Annotated in this window: 16 protein-coding genes and 1 pseudogene; 4 read left to right on the top strand and 13 right to left on the bottom strand. The window is 60.0% G+C overall.

Features of this window, described 5'->3' with window-relative positions:
• Nucleotides 1–311: 311 nt before the first annotated feature.
• From T3A99_RS27995 to T3A99_RS25665, 5 genes and pseudogenes are all read right to left on the bottom strand, one after another.
• Nucleotides 312–455: pseudogene (locus T3A99_RS27995) on the bottom strand (hypothetical protein); the annotation flags it as partial.
• 60 nt (nucleotides 456–515) lie between these two features.
• Nucleotides 516–1,256: an S-methyl-5'-thioinosine phosphorylase gene (locus T3A99_RS25680; protein WP_047227213.1), complete on the bottom strand. Its 741-nt coding sequence runs from the start codon at nucleotides 1,254–1,256 to the stop codon at nucleotides 516–518.
• Between the two features lie 11 nt (nucleotides 1,257–1,267).
• On the bottom strand, nucleotides 1,268–2,266 hold the full coding sequence (nagZ, locus tag T3A99_RS25675) for a beta-N-acetylhexosaminidase (protein WP_196304600.1): 999 nt from the start codon (nucleotides 2,264–2,266) through the stop codon (nucleotides 1,268–1,270).
• Between the two features lie 8 nt (nucleotides 2,267–2,274).
• Complete coding sequence (locus T3A99_RS25670; protein WP_268990177.1) at nucleotides 2,275–2,403, bottom strand: hypothetical protein; 129 nt, start codon at nucleotides 2,401–2,403, stop codon at nucleotides 2,275–2,277.
• Between the two features lie 46 nt (nucleotides 2,404–2,449).
• Nucleotides 2,450–3,157, bottom strand: a complete 708-nt coding sequence (locus T3A99_RS25665; protein WP_047227211.1) for a TetR/AcrR family transcriptional regulator — start codon at nucleotides 3,155–3,157, stop codon at nucleotides 2,450–2,452.
• A gap of 240 nt (nucleotides 3,158–3,397) precedes the next feature.
• Here T3A99_RS25665 and lexA point away from each other — a divergent pair, with 240 nt between their 5' ends.
• Nucleotides 3,398–4,006 (top strand): transcriptional repressor LexA, encoded by a 609-nt coding sequence (lexA, locus tag T3A99_RS25660; protein ID WP_047227210.1) that lies wholly within the window; start codon nucleotides 3,398–3,400, stop codon nucleotides 4,004–4,006.
• 10 nt (nucleotides 4,007–4,016) lie between these two features.
• Nucleotides 4,017–4,490, top strand: coding sequence for an SOS-induced cell division inhibitor SulA (gene sulA / locus T3A99_RS25655; protein ID WP_322834930.1), 474 nt, complete (start codon nucleotides 4,017–4,019; stop codon nucleotides 4,488–4,490).
• Between the two features lie 71 nt (nucleotides 4,491–4,561).
• On the opposite strand, the gene T3A99_RS25650 is transcribed toward sulA, so the two are convergent.
• The 7 genes from T3A99_RS25650 to T3A99_RS25620 form a co-directional block, all read right to left on the bottom strand.
• Complete coding sequence (locus T3A99_RS25650) at nucleotides 4,562–4,795, bottom strand: hypothetical protein (RefSeq protein ID WP_047227208.1); 234 nt, start codon at nucleotides 4,793–4,795, stop codon at nucleotides 4,562–4,564.
• A gap of 106 nt (nucleotides 4,796–4,901) precedes the next feature.
• A complete protein-coding gene (locus tag T3A99_RS25645; RefSeq protein WP_274090240.1) occupies nucleotides 4,902–5,426 on the bottom strand; it encodes a DUF6586 family protein in 525 nt (174 codons plus the stop codon).
• Between the two features lie 237 nt (nucleotides 5,427–5,663).
• Entirely contained in the window at nucleotides 5,664–8,276 is a 2,613-nt protein-coding gene (gene topA, locus T3A99_RS25640; protein ID WP_322834929.1) for a type I DNA topoisomerase, read from the bottom strand.
• A gap of 115 nt (nucleotides 8,277–8,391) precedes the next feature.
• A complete protein-coding gene (locus T3A99_RS25635; protein WP_047227205.1) occupies nucleotides 8,392–8,628 on the bottom strand; it encodes a DUF1653 domain-containing protein in 237 nt (78 codons plus the stop codon).
• Nucleotides 8,629–8,736: 108 nt separating this feature from the next.
• Nucleotides 8,737–9,912 carry an acetyl-CoA C-acyltransferase FadA gene (gene fadA / locus T3A99_RS25630; protein ID WP_025212747.1) on the bottom strand — a complete coding sequence of 392 codons (1,176 nt, stop codon included), beginning with the start codon at nucleotides 9,910–9,912 and terminating at the stop codon, nucleotides 8,737–8,739.
• A gap of 30 nt (nucleotides 9,913–9,942) precedes the next feature.
• Nucleotides 9,943–12,090 carry a fatty acid oxidation complex subunit alpha FadB gene (gene fadB, locus T3A99_RS25625; protein WP_047227204.1) on the bottom strand — a complete coding sequence of 716 codons (2,148 nt, stop codon included), beginning with the start codon at nucleotides 12,088–12,090 and terminating at the stop codon, nucleotides 9,943–9,945.
• Between the two features lie 490 nt (nucleotides 12,091–12,580).
• The gene (locus tag T3A99_RS25620; protein ID WP_047227203.1) at nucleotides 12,581–13,018 is read right to left on the bottom strand and encodes a hypothetical protein; all 438 of its coding nucleotides are present in this window, start codon (nucleotides 13,016–13,018) and stop codon (nucleotides 12,581–12,583) included.
• A 108-nt stretch (nucleotides 13,019–13,126) separates the two neighbouring features.
• Between T3A99_RS25620 and T3A99_RS25615 the strand changes: the two genes are divergently transcribed.
• A complete protein-coding gene (locus T3A99_RS25615) occupies nucleotides 13,127–13,567 on the top strand; it encodes a universal stress protein (protein WP_047227202.1) in 441 nt (146 codons plus the stop codon).
• A gap of 167 nt (nucleotides 13,568–13,734) precedes the next feature.
• Here the strand turns inward: T3A99_RS25615 and T3A99_RS25610 are convergent, their stop codons facing one another.
• A complete protein-coding gene (locus tag T3A99_RS25610) occupies nucleotides 13,735–15,654 on the bottom strand; it encodes an ATP-binding cassette domain-containing protein (protein ID WP_076385602.1) in 1,920 nt (639 codons plus the stop codon).
• A 214-nt stretch (nucleotides 15,655–15,868) separates the two neighbouring features.
• Here T3A99_RS25610 and T3A99_RS25605 point away from each other — a divergent pair, with 214 nt between their 5' ends.
• Complete coding sequence (locus T3A99_RS25605) at nucleotides 15,869–17,797, top strand: transglycosylase SLT domain-containing protein (protein WP_076385604.1); 1,929 nt, start codon at nucleotides 15,869–15,871, stop codon at nucleotides 17,795–17,797.
• Nucleotides 17,798–17,895: the final 98 nt, after the last annotated feature.

The raw sequence follows: 17,895 nt of genomic DNA, 5'->3' as shown, positions 1-17,895 counted from the left end.
CTGTGGGAGCGAGCTTGCTCGCGATAGCGGTGGTTCAGTTGTCGGAGATCTTGGCTGTGCCGCCGTCATCGCGAGCAAGCTCGCTCCCACATTGCCCTGAGGTAAGCGCCGGATAGGTCTGCACCCCGAATCTCCTGTGGGAGCGAGCCTGCTCGCGATAGCGGTGATTCAGATGTTGAAGAGGTTGGCTGTGCCGCCGTCATCGCGAGCAAGCTCGCTCCCACATTGCCCTGAGGTGAGCGCTGGATAGGTCTGCACCCCGAATCTCCTGTGGGAGCGAGCTTGCTCGCGATAGCTGACTAACCGGTAGACACCTTGTCACTTTGAAAATCCCTCACCGGCGTGCGCCGATCCGTGGTGCTGCCGGTCAACAACGAATAGTCAAGGCTACGCTTTTGCAGCTCCTCCTCAATCAAGGCCAGCATTGAGGTGAACTGGGAAAACAACAGAATCTTGCCCGAATAGCCCTTGCTGGCAGCAGGAAACCTTTGCGCCCGTTTTCACTGCCTGTTCCGCTAGCCAGCCATCAATACCCGCGCCAACGTCGACTTCACCTTCCCCATCCCGTCATGCAGCGCCTGCTCGATTTCCGCCATGGTGATCACAGCCGTGGACTTGCCCGCCGCCGGATTCACCACCAGCGCCAGGCAGGCGTAATCAAGCTCCAGTTCACGGGCCAGCGCCGCTTCCGGCATGCCGGTCATCCCGACGATGTCGCAACCGTCGCGCTCCAGGCGGGCGATTTCGGCCACGGTTTCCAGGCGCGGGCCCTGGGTGCAGGCGTAGACGCCATGGCTGCTGTAGCCACAGCCTTCGGCGGCCAGGGCGGCGATCAGTTGCTGGCGCAGCGCCTCGCTGTAGGGGTAGCTGAAATCAATGTGGGTAACCGCCTCCAGGTCATCGGCAAAATAGGTGTGCTGACGGCCGCTGGTGTAATCGATCAATTGGTGAGGCACGCAGAAATGCCCGGTCCCCATCGCGGCGTGAATCCCGCCCACGGCGTTGACCGCCAGGATCGCCTCGGCGCCGGCCTGCTTCAGAGCCCAGAGATTGGCGCGATAGTTCACTTGGTGAGGTGGAAAGCGATGTGGATGGCCGTGACGGGCCAGAAACAGCACTTCGCGCCCGGCGTAGTCACCGATCTGCACCTCGGCCGATGGCGCACCATAGGGCGTTTCTACTGCCAGGGACTGGCGAATGGTCAGACCTTCGAGTTGGGTCAGGCCAGTGCCGCCGATAATTGCGTAAACGGTCATGACAAATGTCCTTAATCGATCAGTTGGGCAGCTTTCAGCGCGCTGATTGCCGTCAGCCAGCGTGGGTCCTGGCGGTACTCGGTGGAGGCGAAGGCCTGCCCGCGCATGCGTGCGATGCGCGCCGATGGTTTGACCTTCAACCGCTGGGCGGCGCTCAAGGCCAGTTCGGCGGCGGCGCGGTCGTTGCACACCAGCCCCATGTCGCAACCGGCCGACAACGCCGCCTCGATACGACTGGCGGCATCACCCACCACATGAGCACCCGCCATCGACAGATCATCGCTGAAGATCACACCATCGAACTGCAATTCGCCACGCAGAATGTCCTGCAGCCAGCGCCGGGAAAAACCGGCCGGATTGGCATCGACCTGCGGATAAATGACATGGGCCGGCATGACGGCCGCCAGTTGCTTGCTCAGTTTGGCGAACGGAACCAGATCGTGGGCGCGGATCTGTTCAAGGCTGCGCTCATCGTTGGGAATGGCCACATGGGAATCGGCTTCGGCCCAGCCGTGGCCGGGGAAATGCTTGCCGGTGGCAGCCATACCGGCGGCGTTCATACCCCGAATGAAGGCACCTGCCAGCAGCGCTGCGCGCTCGGGGTCGCCTTCGAAGGCACGACTGCCGACCACCGCGCTACGTTGATGATCGAGGTCCAGCACCGGGGCAAAACTCAAATCGAGGCCGACCGCCAGCACTTCAGTGGCCATGATCCAGCCGCACTGCTCGGCCAGGTATTCGGCATTCGGGTTGTCGGCAATCGCCCGCATTGCCGGCAAACGCACAAACCCCTGGCGCAGGCGCTGCACACGCCCGCCTTCCTGATCGACCGCCAGCAGCAGGTCGGGGCGGATGGCGCGAATCGAGGCGCTCAGCTCGCGCACCTGGCGTGGATGCTCGATATTGCGAGCAAAAATGATCAGGCCACCCACTTCGGGCTGGCGCAACAGGTGGCGATCTTCGGCCGTCAACCAGGTACCGGCGACGTCCACCATCAACGAGCCTTGCAGGCCAGCAGTCATAATATTTCCTTGATAACAATGAACCCGCACAGCGGCGCACGCACGACCGCGCCGCCGGGCTCCAGGCCCGGCAGGTCACGGTTATGCAATGAAATATAAAGCGGGTTCGAAACGAGAGTCGGCATGGGCCGCTAGCTTAGCGGATGTAGGCAGCCGCGCCCACCCGTGCACTCAGGCCTTGGCGAGCGCCGGGGTTGATTTGCTGCGCGGGCGCAACTGCGCGGCAGCCATGGCCTCATCGGTGACGCCACTTTCGGCGCGCATGCCAGCAGCCAGGAATGGCACCATCAGACGCATCACTTGCTCAATCGAGGTATTCACACCGAAATCGGTTTCAGCGATGGCCCGCAGCGCCTTGATGCCGGACATGCTGAAGGCAGCGGCGCCGAGCATGAAATGCACGCGCCAGAACAACTCGATCGGCGGAATGCGCGGCGCGGCCTCGTTGACCAGAAGCATATAGCGGCGGAAAACCTTGCCGTACATGTCTTCCAGATACCGCCGCAGGTGGCCTTGGCTCTGGCTGAATGCCAGGCCCAGCAAGCGCATGAAAATGGAAAGGTCGTTACCGCTGCGTGGCTGCACGACAAGGGCTTGCTCGACCAGGATCTCCAGCAGCTCTTCCAGGGTTGGCTTGACGTCAGGCTTGGCCTGACGCCGCTCCAGCTCACGATCCAGGCTGACACAGAAAGGCCCGAGGAAACGCGAGAACACGGCCTGGATCAGCGCTTTCTTCGAACCGAAGTGATAATTCACCGCCGCCAGGTTCACCCCGGCCTTGCTGGTGATCAGACGCAATGAGGTTTCAGCGAAACCTTTTTCCGCGAACAATTGCTCGGCAGCATCGAGAATGCGTTCTACGGTTTCCGACTGGGCCATGGCTACTCCGCCTGACAAACACTTGTTTGAAACATACGTTTCAGCCTTGGGGTTGTCAAGCCTGCCGGGACGTTTTGCGAACGCTCGGTCAGATATTTAACCACACCTGCGTCCCGCTGTAGCCCATGACGTTTTTGCGGCCCGACCGACCGTCCAGCGGCCTGTGCGAAAAGGAGGATTGCCAAGCCGCGCCCACTGTATATAATCCCAGTCACTGTATAAAAAGACAGAGCGATCAATATGCTAAAGCTGACGCCACGCCAAGCAGAGATTCTAGCCTTCATCAAACGCTGCCTCGAAGACAACGGCTACCCGCCGACCCGCGCGGAAATCGCCCAGGAACTGGGCTTCAAGTCGCCCAACGCGGCTGAAGAGCACCTCAAGGCGCTGGCTCGCAAGGGCGCTATCGAAATGACCCCGGGCGCGTCCCGTGGCATTCGCATCCCCGGTTTCGAGGCCAAGGCCGACGAAACCACCCTGCCGATCATCGGCCGGGTAGCGGCAGGTGCTCCGATCCTCGCCGAGCAGCATGTCGAGGAGTCCTGCAACATCAACCCATCGTTCTTCCATCCGCGAGCTGACTACCTTCTTCGCGTGCACGGCATGAGCATGAAGGACATCGGCATCTTCGACGGCGATCTTCTTGCGGTCCACACCACTCGCGAAGCCCGCAACGGCCAGATCGTGGTGGCGCGAATCGGTGATGAAGTGACCGTCAAGCGTTTCAAGCGCGACGGCAGCAAGGTCTGGCTGATTGCCGAGAACCCCGAGTTCGCCCCCATCGAAGTCAATCTTAAAGATCAGGATCTGGTCATCGAAGGCTTGAGTGTCGGCGTTATTCGCCGCTAAAGGAGGCTTTATGCAGTTCCCACACACACCACAACACACTCAACTTCCGCTGTTCGAGGCGTTCATGGCCCAACCGCTGGCTCCCGCCCTCAAAGAGGTGATCGAGTCACCTTGGGGCGCCGAGCCCGAAGCCTTCAGCGAACTGTCGTTACGTGGTGCCGCCGGGAACTGCCTGAACCTGCTGGCGCCGATCCTGCGCGAGCTGAGCCAGGACCAGGACGCTCGCTGGCTGACGCTGATCGCACCACCGGCCAGTGTCACCCAGGCCTGGCTGCGAGATGCGGGCCTGAACCGTGAGCGCATCCTGCTGCTACAGCCGCGAGGCACTCAAAGCGCCCAGCAACTGACCTGCGAAGCGTTGCGCCTGGGCCGCAGCCATACGGTGGTCAGTTGGCTCAATCCGTTGACCACGACCGCACGGCAACAGTTGATCAGCGCCGCGCGCACCGGGGACGCGCAAAGCCTGAATATTCGATTGGGCTAAAAAACTCAGGGCTTCTCCAGGACAGAGAAGCCGGCCAGGAACACTATCGTCCAAAAAGCCGACAGGCGGGATCAATGAAGAACCCGCGGCCCCTCTTCCTTGTTGAATTCGCCTTCAACCAGACGACCTGCCATCTGCACGCCCACACTCAACATCGCCTTGGCGACTTCGACGTGCTGGCCTTGCAGGAAGGCCTTGGCGTCCTCGGAGAAGTTCAAGGTAACCAGAGAACCCTCGTCCTCGGCCCTGCGCAGCTCGATGCGGCCATCAGGAAGTTCGACAATTTCTAGAAAGGACGTTGGCATAAAAGTCTGTTCTCCACGAAAGGCGAGGATTATATAGTCATCGGCCAGGCTTCGCTCGGGATCTTGACCAAGCGTTATGGGCGAATATTACGGATCGAGGGAAAACTCAGCACTCGTTCAGCCCTTCGCGAAAGCGGATTGCCAGGCTCTTGAGGTTCTGACGCCAGCTTTCCAGCTCCTCTCGGCTCAACGCCTGCTCGGGCTCTTCTTCGTCCAGATTGACCGCCATGATCAAAGGTTGGGTCACGTCGCCCTTAGGCTTGCGAGGAGCACGGGGTGGCTCGAACAGTGCCGCGTGTGCCGCCAACAGTTGCGCCAGCCAGGTTTGCGGGTTGTGCGCCAGCTCGACCATTTCGGCCAGTTCCGGAATGGCGATGGTTTCCAACACTTCTTCTGTCAACAACAGTTCGGCCCGGGGCGCATTTGCCTGCGGCAGACGGTAGAAACCGGCAATTTCGTGGCAAAGCCCCAACAACGCGCCGTACAGATGAAACAGCGCTGATTCGCGCCCAGCCTGGGTCAGCGCGGGGGAATTCATCGCACGCCCATCCTCTGCCCTGGCGAGCGCTTCGAGCGACAGGCCGGCAAAATAAATTTTCTGATTGGTGCGGGTGTAGAGTTCGTGGGCCATAGCGGCATTCTCCCCAACGAAATAAAAGCTTCACGCAAGGGCGACAGTGTCGTGGAACAACCGAGGCCACTGCAAGGCAAAAACAAAAAGGCCGCATGAAAACCTACGGGTTGTCATGCGGCCTTTTGTTTACTTGAGGCTATTGGGACGGCTGCGCCCGAAATATCGGACTGGTCCAGCGGGAGCAAGCTCCCTCGCCACAGAGGCCCCGTACGCCACAAGAAAGCACTTTATCAATCAGCGCTTGTCTTCAACCTTCCATTTGCCGCCGTCGTAGTACGCCTTCCAGCCGGTTGGCTTGCCGTCGACTTCGGTCTGCACGTACTGCTCCTTGGTCTTGCGGCTGTAACGAATCACCGCCGGCCGACCCTCCGGATCCTTCTGCGGAGCTTCGCAGAGGAAATGGTACTTCGGATCGATTTCATCCTTGTGCGGCACGATCTCCAGCACCAGCGGCGCACGGGTCTCGCGGTTTTTCGGGAACTGGCTCGCCGCCAGGAACAGGCCGGACGCGCCGTCGCGCAGGATGTAGGTGTCGTTGACCTTCTCGCACTTGAGTTCAGGCATCTTCACCGGGTCCATCTTCGGCGGCGCCGCGTCACCGCTCTTGAGCAGTTTGCGGGTGTTCTTGCAGGTCGGATTGGTGCAGCCGAAGAACTTGCCGAAACGGCCGGTCTTGAGCTGCATCTCACTGCCACACTTGTCGCACTCAAGGCTCGGACCTTCATAGCCCTTGATGCGATAGGTGCCCTCTTCGATCTCGTAACCGGCGCAATCGGGATTGTTACCGCAGATGTGCAGCTTGCGCTTCTCATCCAACAGGTAGGCATCCATCGCTGTGCTGCAGATCGGGCAGCGGTGCTTGCCGCGCAGCACCAGGGATTCCGATTCACCCTCGTCGTCCGCGGCGATTTCGTCGCCCGGCACCAGGTTGACCGTCGCCTTGCAGCGCTCCTTGGGAGGCAGACTGTAGCCCGAGCAACCCAGGAACACGCCAGTCGAGGCGGTACGGATCTGCATCGGACGACCACACGTCAGGCATGGGATGTCGGTCATGACGGGCTGGTTGGCCCGCATGCCGTTCTCGGCACTTTCGGCTACTTCGAGCTTTTTCTTGAAGTCGCCATAAAACTCGTCGAGGACGTTTTTCCAGTCCCGCTCACCCTGGGCCACATCGTCGAGGTTCTCTTCCATGCCGGCGGTGAAGCCGTAGTCCATCAGGTTGGAGAAGCTCTCGGACAAACGTTCGGTGACGATGTCGCCCATCTTTTCCGAATAGAACCGACGGTTGTGCAGCGCCACGTAACCGCGGTCCTGGATGGTGGAAATGATCGCCGCGTAGGTCGAAGGACGACCGATGCCACGCTTTTCCATTTCCTTGACCAGGCTGGCTTCCGAATAACGGGCCGGCGGCTTGGTGAAGTGCTGGGTCGGATCAAGCTTGATCAGCTTCATCACATCGCCCTGGGCCATGTCAGGCAGGACGTCGTCGTCACCCGGCTTGGTGATTTGCGGCATGACGCGGGTGTAGCCGTCGAACTTCAGGATGCGGCCCTTGGCGCGCAGCTCGAAGTCGCCAGCACCGACGGTGACCGTGGTCGACAGGTATTGCGCCGGCAGCATCTGGCAGGCCAGGAACTGGCGCCAGATCAGCTCGTAGAGGCGCTCGGCATCGCGCTCCATGCCCGACAGCTTGCTTGGCTCGGTGTTGGCATCGGAGGGACGAATCGCTTCGTGAGCCTCTTGTGCGCCTTCCTTGCTGCTGTAGACGTTCGGCGTCTCCGGCAGGTATTTCTTGCCGAACTCGCTTTCTATATAAGTGCGCGCCATTGCCACGGCATCGGCCGAGAGGTTGGTCGAGTCGGTACGCATGTACGTGATGTAGCCCGCTTCGTACAAACGCTGGGCCATCATCATGGTTTTCTTCACGCCGAAACCCAGGCGGTTGCTCGCGGCCTGTTGCAACGTGGAGGTGATGAACGGTGCCGACGGCTTGCTGCTGGTCGGCTTGTCTTCACGCTTGACGATGCTGTAGCTGGAAGCCTTGAGCTTCTCCAGCGCAGCCATGGCCTGGGCTTCGTTGAGCGGCTTGAAGGCTTCACCCTTCTCACGGGCCACGTCGAAGCGCACGGTGGCGCCCTTGGCGGTGCCGAGGTCGGCGTGGACTTCCCAGTATTCTTCAGGGATGAACGCACGGATCTCCCGCTCGCGCTCCACCACCAGCTTCACGGCGACCGACTGCACACGCCCGGCCGACAGGCCACGGGCGATCTTGGCCCACAGCAGAGGCGAGACCATGTAGCCCACCACGCGATCAAGGAAGCGCCGCGCCTGTTGGGCGTTGACCCGATCGATGTCCAGCTCGCCTGGCTGGGAGAAGGCCTCCTGGATGGCCTTCTTGGTGATTTCGTTGAACACCACGCGCTTGTAGCGGCTGTCATCCCCACCGATGGCTTCGCGCAGGTGCCAGGCAATGGCTTCCCCTTCGCGGTCCAAGTCCGTCGCCAGATAGATGGTGTCGGCATCCTTGGCGAGCCGACGCAGTTCTTCGATGACCTTTTCCTTGCCCGGGAGGATCTCGTACTTGGCTTTCCAGCCGTGTTCCGGATCAACCCCCATGCGCGAGACCAGCTGCTTGCGCGCCTTGTCCTTGGGCGACAGCGCCGGCGCTTCACCGGCAGCAGCCTTGCCGCGCTTGGCGGCTGGCTCCTTGCTGGCGCTAGCCGAACCGCTGGTGGGCAGGTCTCGGATATGGCCGATACTCGACTTCACCACGTATTGGTTGCCCAGATACTTGTTGATGGTCTTGGCCTTAGCCGGGGATTCCACAATGACCAGCGATTTGCCCATGGATCAGAAAATTCCTGAATTCTAAAAAGTGAAAGGCGGTTGGCGCCTGACGCGGCACCGCTATATATAGTGGCTGCAAGGTGAGGTCAAGCGCAGGGTTGCCCCGGTATCGGCCTCAAGGCTTGGAAAAAAGGCTCTCTTCGGCCTGCACCAAAGCAAAGCGTGGCACCTGCTCGCCGTCAACTTCGACAGACTCCTGGAACATGCTCAACGGTCGCACCCAAAAGCCGTAATCGCCATACAGGGCTTGATAGAAGACCACTTCTTCCTCGGTCTCGGAATGCCGCGCGATGCTGAATACGCGGTACTGCGGACCTTTGTAATGTTGGTAGAGCCCAGGTTGTATCGGCATGCTTCGGCCCTCGCTCAAATATTTTTTAAATAAAAACAAAATCTTTTTTTCTAAACCCGGAAAAACAAAAACCGGGGCACTTGGCCCCGGCTTCCATCGACGTAACGCTTAGACGCGTTCGAAGACAGTGGCGATGCCCTGGCCAAGGCCAATGCACATAGTGGACACCCCAAAGGTGCCGCCGTTCTGCTTCATGACGTTGAGCAGCGTGCCGGAGATACGCGCACCGGAGCAACCGAACGGGTGACCCAGGGCGATCGCGCCGCCGTGCAGGTTAACCTTCTCGTTCATCTTGTCGAGCACTTTCAGATCTTTCAGCACTGGCAGGGCCTGTGCGGCGAAAGCTTCGTTGAGCTCGAAGAAGTCGATATCGGAAATGCTCAGACCCGCACGCTTCAAGGCTTTCTGCGTCGCCGGTACTGGACCATAGCCCATGATTGCTGGATCAACACCGGCCACGGCCATCGAACGAATCACCGCCATCGGCTGGATGCCCAGGTCCTGGGCACGCTGGGCCGACATCACGATCATGCACGAAGCACCGTCGGTGATCTGCGAAGAAGTACCGGCTGTCACGGTGCCGCCCTTTGGATTGAAGGCCGGCTTGAGGGCCGCCAGGCTTTCCAGGGTGGTTTCCGGACGAATGGTTTCGTCGTAGTCGAACAATTTCAGGAAACCGTTCTCGTCATAGCCCTGCATCGGGATGATTTCGTCCTTGAACTTGCCTTCCACGGTCGCCTTGTGGGCGAGCTGGTGGGAGCGCACGCCGAAGGCGTCCTGCTGTTCGCGGGTGATGCCGTGCATTTTGCCGAGCATTTCCGCGGTCAGGCCCATCATGCCCGAGGCTTTTGCCGCGTACAGCGACATGTGCGGGTTCGGATCGACGCCGTGCATCATGCTCACGTGGCCCATGTGCTCGACACCGCCGACGACGAACACATCACCGTTGCCGGTCATGATCGCCTGAGCAGCGGTATGCAGCGCGCTCATGGACGAACCGCACAGACGGCTGACAGTCTGTCCGGCCGCGGTGTGAGGGATCTGGGTCATCAGCGAAGCCATGCGGGCGATGTTCCAGCCCTGCTCCAGGGTCTGGTTCACACAGCCCCAGATTACGTCTTCGACTTCGTTGGGGTCGACCTTGACGTTACGTTCCAGCAGCTTGCTGATCAGGTGCGCCGACATGTCTTCGGCGCGGGTGTTGCGGTGCATGCCGCCCTTGGAGCGGCCCATCGGCGTACGACCGAAGTCGACAATCACGACGTCTCTAGGATTCAAGCTCATAAATGTTCTCTCGCTCTAGTCGTTGGGCGCTTAACCGAAGAAGCTCTGGCCGTTCTTGGCCATTTCACGCAGCTTCGCGGTCGGGTGGTACAGCGCGCCCAAATCAGCGTACTGGTCTGCCAGGGCAACGAACTCGGCCACACCGATCGAATCGATGTAGCGCAGCGCACCGCCACGGAATGGAGGGAAACCGATACCGTAGACCAGACCCATGTCGGCTTCGGCGGCGGTTTCAACAATGCCGTCTTCCAGGCAACGCACGGTTTCAAGGCACAGCGGGATCATCATCCAGTTGATGATGTCCTCGTCGGTGACTTCGCGCTGCTCGTAGACGATCGGCTTGAGCACTTCCAGCACCGACGAGTCGGCCACTTTCTTCTGCTTACCGCGCTTGTCGGTCTCGTAGGCGTAGAAGCCCTTGCCGTTCTTCTGGCCCAGGCGCTTGGCTTCGTAGAGCACGTCGACGGCCGACCGGCGGTCGTCTTTCATGCGGTCCGGGAAGCCTTCAGCCATGACGTCACGACCATGGTGGCCGGTGTCGATGCCGACCACGTCCATCAGGTACGCAGGGCCCATTGGCCAGCCGAATTTTTCCATGATCTTGTCGATGCGCACAAAGTCCACACCGGCGCTGACCAGCTTGGCGAAACCGCCGAAGTATGGGAACAGTACGCGGTTGACCAAAAAGCCCGGGCAGTCGTTGACGACGATCGGGTTCTTGCCCATTTTCTTGGCGTAGGCCACGGTGGTGGCGATCGCTAGTTCGCTGGACTTCTCGCCACGGATCACTTCCACCAGCGGCATCATGTGCACTGGGTTGAAGAAGTGCATGCCGACGAAGTTTTCCGGACGCTTGAGGGCCTTGGCCAGCAGCGAGATGGAAATGGTCGAGGTGTTCGAAGCGAGGATGGTGTCCTCTTTGACCTTGTCTTCGACTTCAGCCAGTACCGCCTGCTTGACCTTCGGGTTCTCGACAACGGCTTCGACCACCAGGTCGACATGGCCGAAATCGCCGTAGGACAGGGTCGGACGAATGCCGTTGAGCACTTCGGCCATCTTCGCCGCGGTCATGCGACCTTTATCGACGCGGCCAACCAGCAGCTTGGCCGCCTCGGCCAGGCCTTGCTCGATACCGTGCTCGTTGATGTCTTTCATCAGGATCGGCGTGCCTTTGGACGCCGACTGATAGGCGATACCGCCACCCATTATACCGGCGCCGAGTACGGCGGCCTGCTTCACGTCACGGGCGATTTCGTCGTAGGCTTTGGCCTTTTTCTTCAGTTCCTGGTCATTGAGGAACAGACCGATGAGGCTTTGTGCAGCCGAGGTCTTGGCCAGTTTGACGAAGCCGGCGGCTTCGACTTCCAGGGCCTTGTCGCGACCGAAGTTCGCGGCTTTCTGGATGGTCTTGATCGCTTCGACCGGCGCCGGGTAGTTCGGGCCTGCTTGACCTGCGACGAAACCCTTGGCGGTTTCGAAAGCCATCATTTGTTCGATGGCGTTGAGCTTGAGCTTTTCCAGCTTCGGCTGGCGCTTGGCCTTGTAGTCGAACTCGCCACTGATGGCGCGCTTGATTGTTTCAAGGGCCGCTTCCTGGAGTTTGCCAGGCTCGACCACGGCATCCACGGCGCCGACTTTCAGTGCGTCTTCTGCACGGTTTTCCTTGCCGGCGGCAATCCACTCGATGGCGTTGTCGGCACCGATCAGGCGCGGCAGACGCACGGTACCGCCAAAGCCCGGGTAGATGCCCAGCTTGACTTCCGGCAGGCCGATCTTGGCCGTGCTGGACATGACGCGGTAATCCGCTGCCAGGCACATCTCAAGGCCGCCACCCAGGGCGATGCCGTTGATGGCCGCGACGGTCGGTACATTGAGGTCTTCGAAGTCGCTGAAAATACGGTTCGCTTCGAGGTTGCCAGCGATCAGTTCGGCATCGGGCAGCTTGAAGTTATCGACGAATTCGGTGATGTCGGCGCCGACGATGAAGACGTCCTTGCCGCTGCTGACGATCACACCCTTGATCGAAGCATCTGCCTTGATAGTGTCCACAGCCTGACGCAGTTCATTCAGGGTTAGACGGTTGAACTTGTTGACGGACTCACCCTTGAGATCGAACTTCAGTTCGACGATGCCACTTTCAAGAGCCTTAACCGTGATGGCTTTACCTTCGTAAATCATCAACTGATCTCCACGATATGGAAGCTGAACAGTACACGTTGAACGCTGACTGCTGGTTCGGCATTGACGTTTACCGCCGATGCTACGCCAATCCGCCAGGCACACCCGTCAACGCGATAGTCGGGGTTCTGTAGGAACGTTCGGAAAATACAAACGCTCAATTCATACGCCCGTTTGATTTGGGTACGCCACCTTCACGGAATTTCCGACAATTGTCAATCGCCCTAAACAGGGGCTTGAACGCGACTTCCCGGTCATTTACGTACCGCACGGATCCGCAACACGGCGCTGCATGTACAGCCATTCATAGGATCAATAATTAGAAAAGTCGCCCTAATTCCAAGCGCGCTGGATTCAACCGACTACTCTGTCGGGAGCGCGATTGAAGATTTTGAGCAAAGGACGTTACGAACGAACGTCCGGATAGGCGTTTTGATTACCGGCCTGCCTGGCCAACCCGCCCGATGAGACTGTCGGGCTTTTTTATGCCTCAGGCCAGCGCCTTGAGCACCGCGCAAATATCCTGCAACACAGTGGCTTCGCCCTTCTCGCCCCAATACAAGGCGATCATTTGCCCGTCGGCCTCGATTTTGTAGACGTTGGCGGGCAATTTTTCGAAATGATTGAGCAACGACTCATCCTGGCAGACTTCGCGCCACTGATTGACCCATACGCCCGGCGCGGTTTGCCAGTAGGTCCAGATAGCCGGCTGCTTGCCCCGTCGGGGCCGATGGTACTGGGCGCAGGGGTTTGGCGCCTGCTGCCCGAGCCAGTGGGGCCACTCCTGCGGAGCCAGTTGCATGGCCAGGCCAAGGCGTCGCGCCTCCATGCGCAACGCCATGCGACCGCTCTGAACACGGGACGGGCGCAACCATGCCAGGGGGCTTAATACCACCAACAGGATTGACACCACTATCCAGACCGTCATATTCGTACTCCCCGAATTCTGATGAGCCATGACGATTGACCCACGTCGCCGTCGATGCGCTTGAAACCAGCCATACTTACCGTATCGCAATTCTCTGGAGTGCCTTCCATGTACTACGAACACGTCCTGGTCGCCGTCGACCTCACTGAAGAATGTGATCCCGTCGTCAAGCGTGCTCTGGCCCTTTGCGAAGGTCGAGACACCAAACTGTCGCTGGTTCACATCGTCGAACCCATGGCCATGGCCTTCGGTGGTGATGTGCCGATGGACCTTTCCCAGTTGCAACAACAACAATTCGATCAAGCCAAGGAACGCCTTGACCGGCTGATCGTGAAATACCCCGCCCTGAAAAAGGAATACAGCCACCTGACCTACGGCCAGCCGCGTCAGGAGATCCATCACCTGGCCAAGGAACAGGGTTGCGACCTGATCGTCGTGGGCAGCCATGGCCGTCATGGCCTGGCACTGCTGTTGGGCTCTACAGCCAACGACGTGCTGCATGGCGCGCCTTGCGATGTGCTCGCGGTGCATCTGGTCAAGCGCACATAAAACCTAAACCTGTGGGAGCGAGCCTGCTCGCGATAGCGTTGGGTCAGCCAATACCCATATTACTGACCCACCGCTATCGCGAGCAGGCTCGCTCCCACAAGGAATAGCGTTTCAAATAGAAATCCCGGCGTTCATCTCTGAGCACCGGGATTCTTTACAACAGTGGATCAAGCGTCCAGTTCAGCCCAGCGCTCGACCAGCGCATCCAGCTCGGCCTGCAGTTGCTCCAGATGCGCGATCACCTTGGCGGTTTCAGCCGCAGGGCGCTGGTAGAAGCCAATGTCAGCCATTTCGGCTTGCACCGCTGCGATCTGCTGTTCCTTCGCGTCGATATCACCCGGCAATGCTTCCAGCTCGCGCTGCAACTTGTAGCTGAGCTTCTTCTTTGCCGGTGCCGCCGCCGGTGCCGCAGCCACCGGAGCAGGCTCGGCCTTGACCACCGCCGAATTCAGGTCGGCCTTGCCGGACTTGCTCTCAGTCACGCCCAGCAAGCGCGGCGAGCCGCCCTGGCGCAGCCAGTCCTGATAACCACCGACGTATTCACGCACCAGGCCTTCGCCTTCGAACACCAGGGTGCTGGTCACCACGTTGTCGAGGAATGCCCGGTCGTGGCTGACCATCAGCACAGTGCCGTTGAAGGTCAGCAGCACCTCTTCCAGCAACTCGAGGGTTTCCACGTCCAGGTCGTTGGTCGGTTCGTCGAGCACCAGCAGGTTCGCCGGCTTGCTGAACAGTTTGGCCAGCAGCAGACGGGCACGTTCACCGCCGGACAGCGCCTTGACCGGGGTACGAGCACGTTGAGGGCTGAACAGGAAGTCGCCCAGATAGCTCAACACATGGCGGCTCTGGCCATCGATGTCGATGAAATCGCGGCCTTCGGCAACGTTGTCGATGACGGTTTTTTCAAGGTCCAACTGATGGCGCAACTGGTCGAAGTAGGCGACGTCGATCTTCGTGCCCTCCTCCACCTTGCCATTGGTCGGTACCAGACCGCCGAGCATCAGCTTGAGCAAGGTGGTCTTGCCGGTACCGTTGGCGCCCAGCAGACCAATGCGGTCACCACGCTGCAGCACCATGGAAAAGTCCTTGATCAGGAACGGGCCGCCAGGGTGCGCAAAACTCACGTTCTCAAGAACCATCACCTGCTTGCCGGACTTGTCAGCGGTATCCAGCTGAATATTGGCCTTGCCGGTGCGCTCGCGACGCTCACTGCGTTCCATGCGCAGTGCCTTGAGCGCTCGTACACGGCCTTCGTTGCGGGTGCGACGGGCCTTGATACCCTGGCGAATCCAGACTTCTTCCTGGGCCAGCTTCTTGTCGAACAGCGCGTTCGCGGTTTCTTCCGCCGCCAGCGCCGCTTCCTTGTGCACCAGGAAGCTGGCGTAGTCGCCGTTCCAGTCGATCAGGCCGCCGCGATCCAGTTCGAGGATACGGGTCGCCAGGTTTTGCAGGAAAGAACGGTCGTGCGTGATGAACAGCACCGCGCCCTGGAAATCCTTCAGGGCTTCTTCAAGCCAGGCGATGGCGCCGATGTCCAGGTGGTTGGTGGGCTCGTCGAGCAGCAGCAGGTCCGGCTCGGACACCAGGGCCTGGGCCAGCAGCACCCGGCGACGCCAGCCACCGGACAGCTCGGCCAAGGTCTTGTCGGCCGGCAGTTGCAGACGGCTCAGGGTGCTGTCCACCAACTGCTGCAGGCGCCAGCCATCGCGGGCTTCGAGGTCGTGCTGCACATGCATCAACTTGTCCAGGTCGGCATCGGTGACGATGTTCTGGCTCAGGTGGTGATACTCGGCCAGCAGCGCGCCGACACCGTCCAGGCCTTCGGCGACCACGTCGAACACCGTCCGCTCGTCGGCCACCGGCAGTTCCTGGGGCAATTCGCCGATTTTCAGGCCTGGTGCGCGCCAGACCGAGCCGTCATCGGGCTTCTGATCGCCCTTGACCAGCTTCATCATGCTGGACTTGCCAGTGCCGTTGCGGCCGATGATGCACACCCGCTCACCACGGGCGATCTGCCAGGACACCTTGTCCAACAACGGCATAGCGCCGAAAGCAAGGGACACATCGCTGAATTTGAGCAGGGTCATGAGCTTCTCCAAAAACCGGGCGCGCATTCTACCTGAGATGAGGCCTCAGAAGTCCGCCAATTTCGCCCTCGAAGCACTCTGCATAACAAATGTTGCGAACTTGCGCGGATGACCCCGCAAAGCTTTCGCCCATTGCTGGCAAAAGGCTAAGCTACAGACAGTTACCCTGGGTCAAACCTTGGGCTTGTCATGTTTTTTTCTGCCCGGACGTATCATGCGCAGTCGCCTTTTCAGTGTTTTATCTTGCTTGTTTGTATGTGCCACTGCCGTTCAAACCGCCCAGGCGGTGGATATCTCCACCCAGCGTCAGTATTACGATGAAGCCAAGCGTGCCTTGGCCAAAGGTGATTCCGGCCCCTATTTTCGCTACAGCCAGGCCCTGCGTGACTATCCGCTGGAACCCTACCTGGCCTACGACGAACTGACCGCTCGCCTCAAGAGCGCCAGTAATGCCGAAATCGAGAAATTTCTCGCCGAACATGGCGACCTGCCCCAGGCCAACTGGATGAAGCTGCGCTGGTTGCGCTGGCTGGCCGACCGTGGCGATTGGGCGACCTTCGTCAAGTACTACGACCCCAAGCTCAACTTCACCGAACTGGACTGCCTCAACGCCCAGTATCAGCTCAGTCATGGCCTAAAGGCCGAAGGCTACGCCAACACCGAAAAGCTTTGGCTCACCGGCAAATCCCAACCGGCCGCGTGTGATGCGCTGTTCGGCCTGTGGGCGACCCAGGGTCAACTGACTGAACAGAAGCGCTGGGAGCGCGCCAAACTGGCCGCCCAGGCCCGCAATTATCCACTGGCTAAAAGCCTGATCAGCGGCCTGAGCACCCTCGCCCCTCGCGGCCAACTGCTGATAGACGTGGCGCAAAAACCGGAACTGCTCAATCAGCCATCGCGTTTCCGCCCGGCCGATGAGCCGATGGCCGATATCGTCAGCCTCGGCTTGCGGCGCCTGGCCCGTCAGGATCCAGAGAAAGCCATGGCGCTGTTGGACGGCTACGCCAGCACCATGCATTTTTCCAAGCCTGAGAAAGTCGCCATCGCCCGGGAAATTGGCCTGACCCTGGCCAAGCGTTTCGACAGTCGCGCCTTGGGCGTGATGACAAAATATGACCCGGAACTGCGCGACGATACCGTCTCGGAATGGCGCTTGCGCCTGCTGTTGCGCCTGGCCCGCTGGGACGACGCCTATGAGTTGACCCGCCGCCTGCCCGAGACGCTGGCCAGCACCAGTCGCTGGCGTTACTGGCAGGCCCGCAGCCTGGAGCTGGCGCAGCCTCAGAATCCCGAGGCGCTGACGCTTTACAAGCATCTGGCCCGTGAGCGGGACTTCTACGGTTTCCTGGCCGCCGATCGTTCTCAATCGCCCTATTCGCTCAACAACAAGCCGCTGGTGATGAGCCAGGCGCTGATCAATAAAGTGCGCAACACACCGGGTATTCGTCGGGCCCTGGAGTTTCATGCCCGGGGTCAGATCGTCGACGGTCGCCGCGAGTGGTATCACGTCACTCGCCACTTCAACCGGGACGAGATGGTCGCCCAGGCGAAACTGGCCTACGACCTGAAATGGTACTTCCCGGCGATCCGCACCATCAGCCAGGCCAAGTATTGGGATGACCTGGATATTCGCTTCCCAATGGCCTACCGCGACACCCTGGTGCGTGAAGCCAAGGTTCGCGGCCTGCATTCAAGCTGGGTGTTCGCCATCACTCGACAGGAAAGTGCCTTCATGGAAGATGCGCGCTCCGGTGTTGGCGCCAGCGGCCTGATGCAGTTGATGCCGGCCACCGCCAAGGAAACCGCACGCAAGTTCAACATCCCGCTGGCCTCGCCCAAGCAAGTGCTGAACCCGGACAAGAACATCCAGCTGGGCGCGGCGTACCTGAGCCAGGTTCACAGCCAGTTCAACGGCAACCGCGTCCTGGCCTCCGCCGCCTACAACGCCGGCCCTGGTCGGGTGCGCCAGTGGCTGCGCGGTGCCGACCACCTGAGCTTCGATGTCTGGGTCGAAAGCATCCCCTTCGACGAAACCCGGCAATACGTACAGAACGTGTTGTCGTACTCGGTGATCTACGGCCAGAAACTCAACTCGCCGCAACCGCTGGTGGACTGGCATGAGCGCTATTTTGATGATCAGTGAGTGGGCAGCAGCAAGCCATAGGCTTCAAGCGGCAAGTTGTTCCTGAAAAAATGCCCGCATCTTTCGATGCGGGCATTTTTTTGCTCGGTTGCAGACCC

The organism is Pseudomonas sp. N-137, assembly GCF_034555295.1.
GTDB classification, from domain to species: Bacteria; Pseudomonadota; Gammaproteobacteria; order Pseudomonadales; family Pseudomonadaceae; genus Aquipseudomonas; species Aquipseudomonas rhizophila.
This window is presented reverse-complemented; position numbering and strand designations above follow the sequence as displayed.

Coding starts and splice junctions, on each gene's coding strand:
- sulA (WP_322834930.1), top strand. CDS start 4,017: ATGCAGTTCCCACACACACCACAACACACTCAACTTCCGCTGTTCGAG.
- T3A99_RS25680 (WP_047227213.1), bottom strand. CDS start 1,256: ATGACCGTTTACGCAATTATCGGCGGCACTGGCCTGACCCAACTCGAA.
- fadB (WP_047227204.1), bottom strand. CDS start 12,090: ATGATTTACGAAGGTAAAGCCATCACGGTTAAGGCTCTTGAAAGTGGC.
- T3A99_RS25665 (WP_047227211.1), bottom strand. CDS start 3,157: ATGGCCCAGTCGGAAACCGTAGAACGCATTCTCGATGCTGCCGAGCAA.
- T3A99_RS25620 (WP_047227203.1), bottom strand. CDS start 13,018: ATGACGGTCTGGATAGTGGTGTCAATCCTGTTGGTGGTATTAAGCCCC.
- T3A99_RS25615 (WP_047227202.1), top strand. CDS start 13,127: ATGTACTACGAACACGTCCTGGTCGCCGTCGACCTCACTGAAGAATGT.
- T3A99_RS25670 (WP_268990177.1), bottom strand. CDS start 2,403: ATGCCGACTCTCGTTTCGAACCCGCTTTATATTTCATTGCATAACCGT.
- topA (WP_322834929.1), bottom strand. CDS start 8,276: ATGGGCAAATCGCTGGTCATTGTGGAATCCCCGGCTAAGGCCAAGACC.
- T3A99_RS25645 (WP_274090240.1), bottom strand. CDS start 5,426: ATGGCCCACGAACTCTACACCCGCACCAATCAGAAAATTTATTTTGCC.
- T3A99_RS25650 (WP_047227208.1), bottom strand. CDS start 4,795: ATGCCAACGTCCTTTCTAGAAATTGTCGAACTTCCTGATGGCCGCATC.
- T3A99_RS25610 (WP_076385602.1), bottom strand. CDS start 15,654: ATGACCCTGCTCAAATTCAGCGATGTGTCCCTTGCTTTCGGCGCTATG.
- lexA (WP_047227210.1), top strand. CDS start 3,398: ATGCTAAAGCTGACGCCACGCCAAGCAGAGATTCTAGCCTTCATCAAA.
- T3A99_RS25605 (WP_076385604.1), top strand. CDS start 15,869: ATGCGCAGTCGCCTTTTCAGTGTTTTATCTTGCTTGTTTGTATGTGCC.
- fadA (WP_025212747.1), bottom strand. CDS start 9,912: ATGAGCTTGAATCCTAGAGACGTCGTGATTGTCGACTTCGGTCGTACG.
- T3A99_RS25635 (WP_047227205.1), bottom strand. CDS start 8,628: ATGCCGATACAACCTGGGCTCTACCAACATTACAAAGGTCCGCAGTAC.